Source organism: Streptomyces kronopolitis (genome assembly GCF_050953795.1).
Lineage (GTDB): Bacteria > Actinomycetota > Actinomycetes > Streptomycetales > Streptomycetaceae > Streptomyces > Streptomyces kronopolitis_A.
In genome coordinates, this window is record NZ_CP191850.1 from 7264635 (window position 1) to 7278471 (window position 13837).

At 72.8% G+C, this 13837-nt stretch carries 16 protein-coding genes and 1 riboswitch; of the genes, 4 read left to right on the forward strand and 12 right to left on the reverse strand.

Annotated features, from left to right (window positions below; genetic code table 11):
• Positions 1 to 98 precede the first annotated feature (98 nt).
• Both ACQP17_RS32105 and ACQP17_RS32110 read left to right on the forward strand, forming a co-directional pair.
• Positions 99 to 368 carry a hypothetical protein gene (locus ACQP17_RS32105; protein WP_433859439.1) on the forward strand — a complete coding sequence of 90 codons (270 nt, stop codon included), beginning with the start codon at positions 99 to 101 and terminating at the stop codon, positions 366 to 368.
• The gene (locus ACQP17_RS32110; RefSeq protein WP_433859440.1) at positions 365 to 736 is read left to right on the forward strand and encodes a fic family toxin-antitoxin system, toxin component; all 372 of its coding nucleotides are present in this window, start codon (positions 365 to 367) and stop codon (positions 734 to 736) included. Before ACQP17_RS32105 ends, ACQP17_RS32110 begins: the two co-directional genes overlap by 4 nt.
• A gap of 43 nt (positions 737 to 779) precedes the next feature.
• Here ACQP17_RS32110 and ACQP17_RS32115 read toward each other — a convergent pair whose 3' ends face one another.
• The 4 genes from ACQP17_RS32115 to bioB form a co-directional block, all read right to left on the reverse strand.
• Positions 780 to 1451, reverse strand: a complete 672-nt coding sequence (locus tag ACQP17_RS32115; protein WP_433859441.1) for a class I SAM-dependent methyltransferase — start codon at positions 1449 to 1451, stop codon at positions 780 to 782.
• Between the two features lie 154 nt (positions 1452 to 1605).
• Entirely contained in the window at positions 1606 to 2355 is a 750-nt protein-coding gene (gene bioD / locus ACQP17_RS32120; protein WP_433860065.1) for a dethiobiotin synthase, read from the reverse strand.
• Positions 2356 to 2483: 128 nt separating this feature from the next.
• Positions 2484 to 3788 carry an adenosylmethionine--8-amino-7-oxononanoate transaminase gene (locus ACQP17_RS32125; RefSeq protein ID WP_433859442.1) on the reverse strand — a complete coding sequence of 435 codons (1305 nt, stop codon included), beginning with the start codon at positions 3786 to 3788 and terminating at the stop codon, positions 2484 to 2486.
• A complete protein-coding gene (bioB, locus tag ACQP17_RS32130) occupies positions 3781 to 4941 on the reverse strand; it encodes a biotin synthase BioB (RefSeq protein WP_433859443.1) in 1161 nt (386 codons plus the stop codon). Before bioB ends, ACQP17_RS32125 begins: the two co-directional genes overlap by 8 nt.
• 156 nt (positions 4942 to 5097) lie before the next feature.
• Here bioB and ACQP17_RS32135 point away from each other — a divergent pair, with 156 nt between their 5' ends.
• Positions 5098 to 6315, forward strand: a complete 1218-nt coding sequence (locus ACQP17_RS32135) for an 8-amino-7-oxononanoate synthase (RefSeq protein WP_433859444.1) — start codon at positions 5098 to 5100, stop codon at positions 6313 to 6315.
• A gap of 39 nt (positions 6316 to 6354) precedes the next feature.
• On the opposite strand, the gene ACQP17_RS32140 is transcribed toward ACQP17_RS32135, so the two are convergent.
• On the reverse strand, positions 6355 to 7272 hold the full coding sequence (locus ACQP17_RS32140) for a LysR family transcriptional regulator (RefSeq protein ID WP_433859445.1): 918 nt from the start codon (positions 7270 to 7272) through the stop codon (positions 6355 to 6357).
• Between the two features lie 71 nt (positions 7273 to 7343).
• On the opposite strand from ACQP17_RS32140, the gene ACQP17_RS32145 reads away from it, so the two are divergent.
• Positions 7344 to 8003, forward strand: a complete 660-nt coding sequence (locus tag ACQP17_RS32145; protein WP_433859446.1) for a LysE family translocator — start codon at positions 7344 to 7346, stop codon at positions 8001 to 8003.
• A 71-nt stretch (positions 8004 to 8074) separates the two neighbouring features.
• Here ACQP17_RS32145 and ACQP17_RS32150 read toward each other — a convergent pair whose 3' ends face one another.
• The 7 genes from ACQP17_RS32150 to ACQP17_RS32180 all read right to left on the reverse strand — a co-directional run bounded on the left by ACQP17_RS32150 (position 8075) and on the right by ACQP17_RS32180 (position 13826).
• Positions 8075 to 8548 (reverse strand): C40 family peptidase, encoded by a 474-nt coding sequence (locus ACQP17_RS32150; RefSeq protein WP_189096137.1) that lies wholly within the window; start codon positions 8546 to 8548, stop codon positions 8075 to 8077.
• Between the two features lie 4 nt (positions 8549 to 8552).
• Positions 8553 to 8723: riboswitch (cyclic di-AMP (ydaO/yuaA leader) on the reverse strand.
• Between the two features lie 308 nt (positions 8724 to 9031).
• Positions 9032 to 9340, reverse strand: a complete 309-nt coding sequence (locus ACQP17_RS32155; protein ID WP_433859447.1) for a hypothetical protein — start codon at positions 9338 to 9340, stop codon at positions 9032 to 9034.
• A gap of 6 nt (positions 9341 to 9346) precedes the next feature.
• Positions 9347 to 9982: an ATP-dependent Clp protease proteolytic subunit gene (locus ACQP17_RS32160; RefSeq protein ID WP_433859448.1), complete on the reverse strand. Its 636-nt coding sequence runs from the start codon at positions 9980 to 9982 to the stop codon at positions 9347 to 9349.
• Between the two features lie 149 nt (positions 9983 to 10131).
• Positions 10132 to 10266, reverse strand: a complete 135-nt coding sequence (locus tag ACQP17_RS32165) for a hypothetical protein (protein WP_433859449.1) — start codon at positions 10264 to 10266, stop codon at positions 10132 to 10134.
• 190 nt (positions 10267 to 10456) lie between these two features.
• Positions 10457 to 11650 (reverse strand): macrolide family glycosyltransferase, encoded by a 1194-nt coding sequence (locus ACQP17_RS32170; RefSeq protein WP_433859450.1) that lies wholly within the window; start codon positions 11648 to 11650, stop codon positions 10457 to 10459.
• Between the two features lie 9 nt (positions 11651 to 11659).
• Entirely contained in the window at positions 11660 to 12529 is an 870-nt protein-coding gene (locus ACQP17_RS32175; RefSeq protein ID WP_433859451.1) for an SAM-dependent methyltransferase, read from the reverse strand.
• Between the two features lie 28 nt (positions 12530 to 12557).
• Complete coding sequence (locus ACQP17_RS32180) at positions 12558 to 13826, reverse strand: amidohydrolase family protein (RefSeq protein ID WP_433859452.1); 1269 nt, start codon at positions 13824 to 13826, stop codon at positions 12558 to 12560.
• Between the last annotated feature and the right edge of the window lie 11 nt (positions 13827 to 13837).

Consider the following 13837-nt stretch of genomic DNA (forward strand, 5'->3'; position numbering starts at 1 on the left):
TGCCGCGCACGGCACCCGACGCGGTACCCCGCGTCGGGGTCCGCCGCCGTCACCGCCGATGCTTGCCGCTGCTAGCATCCGCGCGCTAGCTTGGAAGCGTGGCGAAGACACAGCTGAACGTCCGGGTGGACGAGGCCACTGCCGAAGCGGCGCGGGAGCGCGCTCTGCAGCGGGGGGTGAGCATGAACCGCTACATCGAGGACCTCGTCCTGAAGGACGCCGGCGAGATCGGCCAGACCTTCGTCGAGGCGGCCTCCGACTTCATGAAGCAGTACGAGCGGGTCTTCGCCGAGGAATTCGACCGGGAACGACGCGAGGCGCCGGACGCGGCGCCCACTCCGCACGAAGGACAGCCGGGCACGACGTGACACTGCGGATCGATCTCGCCTGGCTCCTTCTGATCGCCGAACAGCACACCCCCGGAGACCCCCAGGTCACCGACTGGGGCGCCCTGGTGGCCGCCGTCTCCCGCCACGAGGCCGAGATACTCGGCGTGCCCGTCTACGCCGACCCCCAGGAACGCGCCGCGTCCCTGCTCCACCTCCTGCTCCGGGTACCGGCGTTGGAGGGCTCGAACGCGATGTTCGCGACCGCGGTCGCCTACGGCTATCTCGTCGCCAGCGGGCTGAAGATCGCCACCTCCCCGGAGCAGGTCCGCGACCTCGCCCGCCTCGTCAAGGACGGCACGGCCGACGTCTGCGCCATCGCGGACGCACTGCGCACCTGGACCGTCTGAGGCCCGCGGCCGTTCCGGCGTCGGCCCGGCCCGTTCCGTCCCTTCAGGCCGCGGGCCGCCGCGCCAGGCCCAGTACCGCCGGCGAGGTCGGCAGCGTCGGCCCGCGCTCCGGCACCTTCAGCCGGCGCACCCGCACCACCTCGAACCCGGCCGTCCGCACCTCGCCCAGCGGGTCGCGGCCGGTGTGACAGCCGCCCATCAGCAGCGGCCAGACCGTCCGGTCCAGGGCTCGCTGCACCATCGCCAGCCCCCGCCCCGCGGCCCGCCCGTGCTCGAAGAACCGCAGCTCACCGCCAGGACGCAGCACCCGCAGCAGTTCCGCCAGCGCCCGCGGCACCTCGTGCACCGAACACAGCACCAGTGAGGCCACCGCCGTGTCGAACGCCTCGCTCTTGACCGGCAGGGCCTCCGCCACCCCCGGCACCAGGTCCACCGGCACCTCCGCTCGGGCCGCCGCCGACCGGGCCACCTCCCGCAGCGTGGACTCCGGCTCGATCGCCACCACTTCCGAGACCGTCCCCGGATAGTGCGCGAAGTTCAGCCCCGTGCCGGCGCCGACCTCGATGACCCGGCCGGTGGCGCCCGCCAGCAACTCCCTGCGGAGCGCGGCCACCCCCGCCCGCGCGTCCGCCGCCGGACCGCAGCAGCTCGCGTAATAGCGGGCGAACACCGGGTGGTGGACGGTGCCCTGCGGCACTCTTCTGCGCTGCAACATGACGGTCCCCTTCGCCGGCGATGCCCGCTCCTGCCGTCAGTCTCCCCACTGGGCGGCCAAGGAGTCCCCGCGCGTCACCCGGTCCGCGATGCGCACATCCGTACGGGGCCGCGGCGCCGTGCTCGCCCGGCCCACCGCCCGGGTCGTCAGCGACTCACACCGGGATCAGGAACGTGTCCGAGCCGCCGAGTTCCGGTGCCAGCCAGTCGGCCGCCGCGGCACGGAACGCGTCCGGGTCGAGGGCGCCGGACCGCTCCGGGACCAGGCCGAGCAGTGGGGCGCCGGCGGCCTCCGGGAGGTCGGCCAGATTGCAGCGCGCGGCCAGATCGGGCGCGGCCGGCCAGCTGCCGATGACGACGCCGGGGGAGTCGAGACCGTACGAGCGCAGCGCCAGCGCGGTCAGCGCGGTGGCGTTCAGGGTGCCCAGACCCGCCTGGGCGACCACCAGCACCGGGGCCTTCGCCAGCCGCGCGGCGTCGGCGAGGGTGTGGCCGTCCGCGTCGAAGCGGACCAGCAGCCCGCCCGCGCCCTCGACCAGCACCAGATCGTGCGAGGCGTCCAGTTTCGCGGCGGCCTCGGCGATGTCCTGGGGGAGCACCGGCGGCAGACCGGCCCGCAGCGCGGCCGTCGCGGGCGCCAACGGGTCGGGGAAACGGGCGAGTTCCAGGGTGGTGACCGGACCGGCGAGCCGCTCGACCTCCGCGGCGTCACCCGTCTCGTGTGGTGTGACACCGGTCTGGGCCGGTTTGAGCACGGCCACCGAGCGACCCCGGGCGAGCGCCGCCGCGGCGATCGCGGCGGTGGTCACGGTCTTGCCGATCTCCGTGCCCGTGCCCGTCACGAACAGCACTGACATGGTGTGCCTCCGACTCTGCGCAAGACCGTCCCCGGGGGACGGCCGGATGGTTCTGAGGGAAATCTGAGGAAAACTGAGGAGATCTGAGGAGAGAGGTGCCGGTGTGCACCGCACCGGCGGGGGCGTGGCGGCCGGGGCCGGCCGGATACCCCGGCCGCGCCCCGCCGCTCGCGGGGTCAGCCCTCGCGGGCCGCCGCGCACACCGCGGCGCAGATGCGCGCCAGATCGTCGTCGCCGGTGATGTACGGCGGCATGGTGTAGATCAGGTCGCGGAACGGGCGCAGCCACACGCCCTCGCGGACCGCCGCCCGGGTCGCGGCAGCCATGTCCACCTCGTGGTCCAGCTGCACGACACCGATCGCGCCGAGCACCCGCACCTCGCGGACCCCGGCGTGGCCGGCGGCCGGCGCCAGACCCTCCCGCAGCCCGGTCTCGATCCGCTTGACCTCCTGCGCCCAGTCCTGGGACAGCAGCAGCTCGATCGAGGCGTCCGCGACGGCCGCGGCGAGCGGGTTGCCCATGAAGGTCGGGCCGTGCGCCAGCACCGGCAGGGCGCCACGGGAGATGCCGTCCGCGACGGCCGACGTGCACAACGTCGCCGCCAGCGTCAGATAGCCGCCGGTCAGCGCCTTGCCGAGACACATCACATCGGGCGTGACCCCGGCGTGCCCGGCGGCGAAGAGCGAACCCGTGCGGCCGAAGCCGGTCGCGATCTCATCGAAGATGAGCAGCACGCCGTGTGCGTCGCAGGCCTCCCGCAGCACCCGCAGATAGCCGGGGGAGTGGAACGACATCCCGCCCGCGCCCTGGACCACCGGCTCGACGATCACCGCCGCCAGCTCCTCGGCGTGCCGGCCGATCAGCTCGCGCAGCCGCGCCGCGTACGCCTCGTCCGGTGCGGCGTCGAAGCCGGCCGGCGGCGCGTCCGCGAAGATCTGCCGCGGCAGCACCCCCTGCCACAGCTCGTGCATCCCGCCGTCCGGATCGCACACCGACATCGGCTGCCAGGTGTCGCCGTGGTAGCCGCCCCGCCAGGTCAACAGCCGCTGTTTGCGCGGCTTGCCGAGCGAGCGCCAGTACTGCAGGCACATCTTCACGGCGACCTCGACCGACACCGAACCGGAGTCGGCGAGGAAGACGTGCTCCAGCGGCTCCGGGGTGATGTCGACCAGCCGCTTCGCCAGCCGCACCGCGGGCTCGTGGGTGAGCCCGCCGAACATCACATGGCTCATCCGCTCCAGCTGGCCGTGCGCGGCCTCGTCGAGCACCGGGTGGTGGTAGCCGTGCACCGCCGACCACCACGACGACATGCCGTCCACCAACTCGTCCCGGCCCTCGACCGGTTCGGCCAGCCGGAGCCGGACCCCGGAGGCCGACTCCACCAGCAGCGGTGCGGCGGTGCCGGGCATCGGCCCGTACGGGTGCCACACATGCTGCCGGTCGAGGGCCAGCAGTTCGCGGGGGGAGAGCGGCTCAGGCATTGGGCGGCAGCTCGGTGCCGGCACCCCGGCGGCGCACCGAGACCAGGTCGCGGCGGCTCTCCTCGGGCGGCGCGGGGATGGTCGCGGCGGGCGCCGCGTCCGCGCCCGCGCAGGCGGATCCGGCGCCGTCCGATCCGCCGCAGCCCGCGCGGCGGTGCTCGGGCAGGGTGGTGGTGTCGGTGCCCTCGACCTCGAACCCGGCGTCCGCGATCATCGCCAGATCGTCCTTGCCGGCCTGGCCCTCACTGGTCAGGTAGTCGCCGAGGAAGATGGAGTTGACCAGGTGCAGCGCCAGCGGCTGCATGCTGCGCAGATGCACCTCGCGGCCGCCGGCCAGCCGCACCTCGATGTCCGGGCAGACGAACCGCACCATCGCCAGAATGCGCAGCGCACGCTGCGGGGTGAGGTGCCACTCCTTGGCGAGCGGGGTGCCCTCGAAGGGGATCAGGAAGTTCACGGGGACGGAGTCGGGGTCCAGGTCGCGCAGGGCGAAGACCACATCGACGAGGTCCGCGTCGCTCTCCCCCATACCGGCGATCAGCCCGGAACAGGCGGACATTCCGGCTGCCTGGGCCTGCTGGACGGTGGACACACGGTCCGAGTAGTCGTGCGTGGTGCAAATGTCGCCGTACGTGGCTTCCGAGGTGTTGAGGTTGTGGTTGTACGCATCGGCGCCGGCCTCGTGCAGCCGCCCGGCCTGACCCTCGGAGAGCAGACCGAGGCAGGCGCACACCTCGATGCCCTCGTTCTGCTCCTTGATGGTGGAGATGGTCTTCGAGACGCGCTCCACGTCCTTGTCCGTGGGACCGCGGCCACTGGCCACCAGGCAGACGCGCTTGGCCCCGCCGGCGACACCCGCGGCGGCCGCCTTGGAGGCGTCGTCCGGCTTGAGCCAGGTGTACTTGAGGATCTCCGCCTTCGACCCCAGCCGCTGCGAACAGTACGAGCAGTCCTCGGGGCACAGACCCGACTTGAGGTTGACGAGATAGTTGAGTTTGACCCGCCGCCCGAACCACTGGCGGCGCACCTTTCCGGCCGCGGCCACGACATCGAGCAGTTCGTCATCGGAGGTCGCCAGCACGGCCAGCGCCTCTTCGCGGGTCGGCAACTCGCGCCGCAGTCCCTTGTCCACCAGTGTGTTCAGCAGGTCCATGGCGTTGATCCTGGCCTACGGCACCGCCCCCGGCCAAGGAGGATTCCCACAACGACCCTGGATGGAGGTGTGTGTATCGCCACACCGTGTGCCTGCGGAACGACCGCTAACGTCTATCAACAGCCCACAACCGAGGCCCACGGACGAAGGACGCCGATGCCGCAGGACTCCGCCCCCACGCTGCCCCGCGACAGCTCACCGGCGGCAGCCCCCGCCGAGGCCCGCCGTCCGGCACCCGGCACCGCCTTCGACTGGATCGACGAAGCCCGCGACGCACGCCGGCGCGCCGGACTGGTCCGCACCCTGCGCCCCCGCCCGGCCGACCACCCGCTGCTCGACCTCGCCGGCAACGACTACCTCGGACTCGCCCGGCACCCCGAGGTCACCCGCGCCGCGGCCGCCGCCGCACACCGCTGGGGCGCGGGCGCGACCGGCTCCCGGCTGGTGACCGGCAGCACCGAGCTGCACGCCCGGCTGGAGTCGGAACTCGCCGCCTTCTGCGGCTTCGAGGCCGCGCTGGTGCTCTCGTCCGGCTACACCGCCAATCTCGCCGCGGTCACCGCGCTCACCGCCGCCGGCACCCTGGTCGTGTCGGACGCGGGCAACCACGCCTCCCTCATCGACGGCTGCCGGCTGTCCCGGGCCCGCACCGAAGTCGTCCCGCACGCGGACCCGGAGGCCGTCCGCGCCGCGCTCGGCGGCCACCAAGGCCGGGCCCTCGCGGTCACCGACTCGGTGTTCTCGGTCGACGGTGACGCCGCCCCGCTCCCCGCCCTCGCCGAGGCCTGCCGGACACGGGGCGCCGCGCTGCTCGTCGACGACGCGCACGGACTGGGCGTCCTCGGCGAGGGCGGCCGCGGCGCATTGTGGGCGGCCGGGCTGGCCGGCGACGCCGATGTGGTCACCACCGTGACGCTCTCCAAGTCGCTGGGTGCCCAGGGCGGTGCGGTGCTCGGCCCGGCCCGGGTCATCGAGCACCTGGTCAACACCGCCCGGTCGTTCATCTTCGACACCGGTCTCGCCCCGGCGGCGGCCGGCGGGGCGCTCGCCGCGCTGCGGGTGCTGGGCCGTGAACCGCAGCGCGCCGCCCGGGCCGGGCAGGTCGCCCGCACGCTGCACGACCGGCTCACCGGGGCGGGTCTGACGGCGGTGCGGCCGGACGCCGCGGTGGTCTCGGTCCGCGCCCCCTCGCCGGAGGCGGCGGTCGGCTGGGCCGCCGACTGCCGCGCGGCCGGACTCCTCGTCGGCTGCTTCCGGCCGCCGTCGGTGCCCGACGGGATCTCCCGAATCCGCCTGACCGCCCGGGCAGACCTGACGGATGATCAGATCGAAGCGGCGGTCGGCACGATCCTGGCCACGGCCCCGGTCGGCTGACCCTCCGTCAAGAACCTTCGTCCGCCGCCGTGCCCGTGGTCACGGCGCGGGGGAGTGGCGGGCGAAGGCGCCGCGCAGCAGGGCCCGCAGGGTGTCCGCGGCCGGGCTGCCGGCGTCCGGCCGGTGGGCGACCGCGATCCGGCGGCGCAGCTCGGGCGGGTCCAGCCGGCGGACCCCCAGCGGCGTCACCGCGCCCTCCGCCACCATCTCCGGCACCACCGCCACCCCCAGCCCCGCGCTCACCAGCGCGCACGCCACCGCATAGCTCGGTGACTCGCAGCGCACCGCGACGCTCGCCCCGGCCGCCGCCAGCGCCGCCTCCACCGCGCGCCGGTTGGGGTTGGCCGGCGCCATGCTCACCAGCGGCTGTCCGGCGAGTTCGGCCAGCGGCAGCCGGCCGGCGCCCGCCGACAGGGCATGGCCGGGCGCCGTGACCAGCACCAGCTCCTCCGTCAGCAGCGGTTCGAGGTGCACCCCGTCCGGCGGCGGCATCGCCTCGCCCGGCACATAGACGTGCGTCAGCGCCAGATCGACCTCGCCCACCGCCACCGCCTCGGCGGCCTGCGGCGGCACGTACTCCGTCACGCTCAGCTCCACATCGGGGTGCGCCCGGCGGAAGGCGCTGAGCACGGGCGGCAGCAGATGCGTACCGGCGGTCATGAACGTGCCGACCCGCAGCCGGCCCCCGGACAGCCCCGCCAGCCGGGACAGCTCGTGCCGCGCCTGCGCCAGCTCGTCGAGCACCCGCCGGGCCCGGACGAGCAGCAGCTCCCCGGCCGCCGTCAGCCGCGTCCCGCGGTGGTGGCGCACCAGCAGCGCCGCCCCCGCCTCCCGCTCCAGCTTGGCCAGCTGCTGGGAGAGCGCGGGCGCCGTGTAGCCCAGTCGGGCGGCCGCCCGGGTGATCGAGCCGGCCTCCGCCACCGCCACCAGTGCGGCCAGTCGTGTGGGGTCGTACATAAGAACCTCTTTAGGCCCTCCCAGAACATTGCCACTACCCATTAAAGGCTCTGACCAGCGAAGCTGCTGGCATGGACGGACAGCTGACAGCATTCACCGCAGTCGCCGCGGGCATGGTCACGATGCCGGGCGCGGACTTCGCGGTCGTGGTGCGCAACGCGCTCGACTCGCGGCGCGCGGGGGTGGCGACCGCGGTCGGGGTCGCCGGCGGACTGCTGGTGCACACCGCACTGGCGGTGGCCGGGCTCGCGGCCGTGCTGGTCGCCGTGCCCGCGCTGTTCGGCGCGGTCCAACTGCTCGGCGGCGGCTACTTGTTGTACCTGGGGGTCCGCGCGCTGAGCGCGGTGTTCCGCCGTCCGGCGGCCCCCGCGAACGCGGCCGCCGACGGCACACCGGACGGTGGCGGCGGTCCGGCCGCGCCGCCGGGCACCGCGCGGAGCCTGCGCCAGGGCTTCCTGGCGAACGCGCTCAACCCGAAGGCCCCGGTCCTCTTCCTCAGCCTGCTGCCGCAGTTCGTCCCGGCGGGGCAGCCCGCGCTGCCCCGCACGCTGCTGCTGGCCGCGCTGGTGGTGGCGATGGCGCTGGTGTGGTTCCCGGTCGTCGCTCTGCTCGTCGACCGTCTGGGTACCTGGCTGCGCCGCCCGCGGGTGGCCCGTGCTCTGGAGGCCACCACCGGAGCGCTGTTGACGGTGGTGGGAGGCGTCCTGCTGGTCGAGGTGGCGCTCGCCTGAGTCGCGGCACGTCCCGCCCCTCCGGCCGTTCGACCGGAGGAAATTGACGGGTAGTCAGAATGGTGTGCAGCTCAGCGCACCCGCCCGTACCAGACCCCGTGGCTCCAGATCCGCTCCAGCCGCACCGTGCTCCCGGCCTTGGGGGCATGCCACATCCGGCCGTTCCCGGCGTAGATCCCCACGTGGTAAATGCCCCTGGTCGAATGGAAGAAGACCAGGTCGCCACGGCGGCGGGCCGCGGCCGGGACGTGCCGGGTGCGGACGTACTGCGCGGCGGCGGTACGGGGCAGGGCCCGGCCGGCGCGCAGGAACGAGTACAGCGTCAGTCCGGAGCAGTCGAAGGCGTTCGGGCCCTGGGCGCCGTAGCGGTAGGGGGCGCCCCGCTTGGAGGCGGCGACCCGCAGCGCGTGTGCGGACACCGACGCGGCCTCCACGTCCCCGGTCGCTCCCGGGGCGATCATCGTTCCGCCGAGCGTGACCAGCGTCAGCGCGGCGACGGTGCCGGTGCGCGCCAGCACACCCGGCGTATGCATGCGCACAGTCATGCGCAAACCCTTCGTCAGCCGCCTGCGAAGGAAGACCTGTCGGGTTCGGGCAGGCGAAGAATGCCCGGCCGTGCGTACGGCTTCACCCCAAGGGGTCCGCCGGCCCGTGAAGGCCGTGGACCCCGTCCTGCTCGGGTCCTCCGCTCCCGCCGGTCCAGAACGTCGACCGGACATCCGGTACGGCGGCGGGATTAGGCGCCCGTCCGGACCGCCCCGTCGCTGTGGCGGGGTCTTGTCGTCGAAGGGATCCTCACGCACCCGCCGCCCAAACTCCGAGTTGAAAATGCCGTATGTGAGATGGGTCACATTTGGCCTGAATGGTGGGTTTTGTTCCCCCAGGTGTCAGGGTCCCGGGTGTCGCACGCCCCGGACCAGGAGCGAAACATTCCAAACCGGAGAAATTGCTAATAGCGGGGCAATTCGTGACCGCCGCACAACGGCAGTCCTGGCTACGCCGTATGGGCAGCCCCACCGCGTGTCGCGTCAGATCTCCTCGGGTGGCGGCAGCGTCACGAGTCCGGCCCGGCGCTCGCCGTCCAGCACCCGCAGCGCGCGGGTCAGCGTGTCGCGGTGCAACTCGCTCTCGCCGCGCCGGTGCATCAGTGTCAGCGCGTCCCGCAACCCGGCGGCCACGCCGACGAGCGCCTGGGCGGCCCGCAGCCCGCTGTAGGTGCCACCGCCACGGGCCGGATTGATGCGGCCCAGCAGGTCGAGCGCCTCCAGATAGCGGTCGATCAGCTCACCCTCGGCGCGGGTGAGGGCGGGCAGCGGCGGGAGTTCGGGGGGCGGCATCCGCGCTCACCGCCCGGTGGGCGGGTGCGCCGATTGCTTGCGGTCCCGGGTGAGGCCGTCGATCAGGCCGTACTCCTGGGCGGCGCGGGCGTCGAAGATCTTGTCGCGCTCGATGTCGGCGGCGATCCGCGCACGGGTCTGACCCGTGTGCCGCGCGAGCATCTCCTCCAGCATGTCGCGGGTGCGCAGCAACTCCTCCGCCTGGATCTGCAGATCGGTGGCCTGCCCCTGGACGGGCTCGTGGAGCGCCGGCTGATGGATCAGGATCCGGGCGCCGGGCAGCGCCAGCCGTTTCCCGGGGGCACCGGCGGCCAGCAGCACCGCGGCGGCGGAGGCGGCCTGCCCCAGGCAGACGGTCTGCACGTCGCACGAGACGAAGTGCATCGTGTCGTAGAGGGCGGTCATCGCGGTGAACGAGCCGCCGGGGGAGTTGATGTAGAGCGAGATGTCCTGCTCGGGTGCGGCGTGCTCCAGATGGATGAGCTGGGCCATGACGTCGTTGGCGGAGGCGTCGTCGACCGGGGTGCCCAGGAAGATGATGCGTTCGCTGAGCAGCTTGGAGTAGGGGTCCCTCGTGAGCGTGCCCTGGGCGGTGCGCTCGGTGAGCTCCGGAAGGACATAGCGGGCCGTCGGTGGCAGCATGCCTGCTCCTCTCTGTAAAAAATGTACAGGACGTACATCCTGTGAGAAGGGAAGCATGCCTAGTGATCAACTAAAAGTTCAAGGTCAGAGGTTTTTCAGCTGTTCGCCGAGGGCTGATCTCCCACAGACTTGTCACGCCATCCTGTTCATCAGGCTGCTTTGTCCTCGCTGAAGCGCAGCAGAGAAGCGAGGTGGTCCGAGGCGACGCGGAGGTTCGCGGGGTCCGGGTGGACGTACACCTGCTTGGGAGGCGCCGCCCGCCCGGATCCCGACCCGGTCGACATCCGCCGTGTCCCTGTCCACCGTCCGTACCGCCTTCGAGCAACGGGCCGCGGCCCGCGACCCCGAGGACCTGGTCCGCGCGCCGGCCCGCGCCGCTGGTCACCGGCCAGGTCGCCCAGCGCCCGGGTAGGGGGCGCGTGTTCCCCGGCGGTCACTTCTTCAGCGAGAACCTCGCCGATGTCAGCGACTTCGTCACCACCAGGATTCCAGGGCCTGGGCGGCACGTGCGGCGCCGCCGGCCCCTTCCACCGCCTCGGACATGTGCCGCACCCGTTCGCGCAGCGCCTCGTCCGCGGCCGTCTCGCGCACGGCGTTCAGCAGGGTGTCCTCCGTGACCTCCGCGGGATCCAGCAGCGTGCCGAGTCCCAGTTCCACCGCCCGGCCGGAGACCACCCAGCTCTCCGGCATCTGAGGGATCAGCACCGACGGCGTGCCCGTGTACAGCGACTCCATCAGGCTGCCCATCCCCGCGGCGGTGACGAAGACATCGGCCCGCCTCAGCGCCGCCAGCTGGGGAATCCAGGCATGGGCCTCGACGTTGGACGGCAGCGGGCCCAGCTCGTGGGGGTCGATGTGGTTGCCGAGGGTGAGTACGGCGTGCCAGGGCCGGCCGTCGAAGGCGCGGACGCAGGTGGCGAAGAAGTCCGGCTGGTTGTTGTAGAGGGTGCCCATCGAGATCAGGACGAGCGGCAGCCCGTCCCGGGGCGGCTCCCAGGTGCCCCGGGAGTACTCCGGGGAGAGGCAAGGGCCGACGAATGCCGTCTCTTTCCCGAAGGTCTCCCCGGACGTCTGGAACTCCCGGGGCACGTAGACCAGGCTCCGGTCGGCGCCCCAGTCCACCAGGTACTCCGGCGTGGCGGTGATGCCCAGGTCGTCCGCGAACTGCTCGGCCCGGTGGCCGAGTTCGATGACGGCCGGGTGGTCGTGCGGCACCCCGCTCTGCTCATGGACGGTGCGCAGCTGCGAGTAGTGGGCGTTGGACGCCATCGAGGGGGTGGACTGCACCGCGGGGCGGTCCCAGAGCTGTTCCAGGGCCCGTCCCGCGGGGGCGACGATCATGTCGTACAGCACCAGGTCGGGCACGTCGTCGGCGAAGAGCCGCCGGGCCTGCGTCACCAGGTTCAGGCTCTCTTGGAGGAACAGCACGGCCGACCAGGCCAGCTGGTCCGCCGAGAGGGTCTGCCACTGCCCGGGGCCCAGGATCTCCGTCAGCAGGCTCTCGTAGGGGACCGCGGTGGCGCCGGTCGCCCGCACCGCGGGCGCGAAGATTTCCGGGGTGAGGAAGCTGACGCGGTGACCTCGCCGGACGAGTTGCTCAGTGACCGCCAGTAGGGGGCGTATGTGCCCATGGGCCGGGATGCTGAGGACGACGATGTGACGGGGCATGGGAGTCCTTCAGGAAGAGCGGACGGCGGTCAGGAGGCCGACCCGGCCGGCGCCGGGGAGGGTGGGGTCGAAGGCCGGGGGGACCGGGCGGGTGTGGCGCGACGCCAGGCCGGTCAGCGGTTCTTCCGTGGCGCTCCAGCCGTGGTCCGCGAGCCAGTCGCCCGCAGGGCGTGTCATCTCGTTCTTCCACAGGGAGGACAGCAGGTTCATGACGCCTTCCGGTGCGGCCGCTGCCGCCTCCTGGGCCTGGTCCGTGTTCACCATCGACCGGGTGACATGCTCCACCGACAGATGGCTGCCCGGCGCCGACAGCGCGCTGATCCGGCCGAGCAGGCGATCCGCGTCGCGCTCGGTCAGGTAGACCAGCACCCCCTCGACCAGCCAGGCCGTCGGCTCGTCCGCGCGGAAGCCGCGCCCGGCCAGCAGCGTGGGCCAGTCCTCCCGCAAATCCGCCGCGATCACCTCACGTGCGCAGCGTGGCACCTCGCCCTGGAGGACTTCTTCCTTGAAAGCGAGGACCTCGGGCCGGTCCAGTTCGAAGAGGCGTACTCCGACCGGCCAGTCCAGTCGGAAGGCGCGGGTGTCCAGGCCCGCCGCGAGCACGACCACCTGGCGGATGCCCGCCGCGCACGCCTGGGTGAAGTAGTCGTCGAAGTACCGGGTACGCAGGGCGAAGTAGTCACCCATGGCCTCGGCGAACTGACTTCCCTGCCCCTCGCTCCAGATCGCCTGCTGGTCGACGCCCGCGGCGTCGAGGAAACGCGCGGCCAGGGAGTCCTCGAACAGCCGGTCCCGGCGCTCGCTCTCGGCCGCGCGGGCCATGCCCACGACCAGGGCCGTGCTGCTGACCCCCGCCAGGCGGTGGTGTCCGTCGGTCATGTGGTCCTCCGCTTCGTGTGGTTCCCCGTCATGACGCACCCGCTCGGGTGGCGGCGCGTGTGTCGTACGCCTCGCGGTCGAAGCGGATGCCACCCCGCCAGATCGCCTCGATCGATCGGGTATGGCGGATGTCCCTCGTCGGGTCCCCCTTGACGAGGACGAGGTCGGCACGCCGCCCCGGTGCGATCACCCCGCGGTCGGACAGACCGAAGTGCGCGGCGGGCGCGGACGTCGCTGCCGTGAGCGCCTCGGCCGGCGTCAGTCCGGCGGCCACGAGGAGGGCCAACTCGGCGTGCAGACTCGCGCCGTGGACGACCGGGCAGGCACGGTCCGGCCGGTAATTGGTGTCGGTTCCGGCCAGCACGGGCACGCCGGCCCGGTGCAGGGCGGCCACGCTCGACAGGGCGTGGCCGAAGTGGTGTTCCGGGGATGCCCGCTCGATGCAGAGGCCTTCACAGCCTTCCGCCAGCGCGGTGCGGGCGTGTTCCGGGAGGTGGTCGGCGATCAGCGGATCGTCCGCCAGCGAGCGTCCCAGGCACGCCGGGAGAGGCGTCTGCGGTGCGGACATCTCCAGCATGACCAGGGTGGGGATGACGACTTGCTCCCCGGCTGCGGTCCGGCTGACGAACGCCTGGTCCAGCGCGGCTTCCGGCGGAAGGTGCGTCAGCACGTCGACGCCGCTGTCCAGGGCGATCCGTGCGGACCACAGTGCCGACACGTGGGCCACGGTGAGCAGTCCCCGCCGCCGCGCGGCCGCGGCGAGCGCCGTCACCGTCGCCCGGTCCAGAGCCGGCAGCGACATCCCGTGGTGCGCGCCGTCATCCACCATGATCTTGATGAAGTGCGCCCCCTCCGCCTGCCGGGCGGCGACGAACGCGTCGGCCTGCGCAGGTCCGGAGACCGTCGGCAGGAGGGGCATGGCGATGCCCGGGTGCCCTCCGGGCGCGCTCGCCAGCAGCCCCGAACTGCGCAGATCGGCGAGGTCATGGCGCTCACCGGCCATGGTGCACAGGGCCCGGGTGGCGTCCGGCGGACCCATGAACATGTCCAGTTCGGTCGTCACCCCGAAGGCAAGCGCCAGTTCGAGATTGCTCTCGGCACCGAACACGTGCGTATGCGCGTCGATCAGACCCGGCAGCAGCGTCAGCCCCGTTCCGTCCATGACCTCGGCGGATGCCGACGTCCTCCCGGCGGTGCGATCCGTCGTGACCCGCGTGATGACGCCGTCGGCGAACTCGACCGAGCCGCGGCCCAGTACCCGCTCTCCGTCGAATATCCGCACCTTGTCGATGATCACGGTCCGCACCT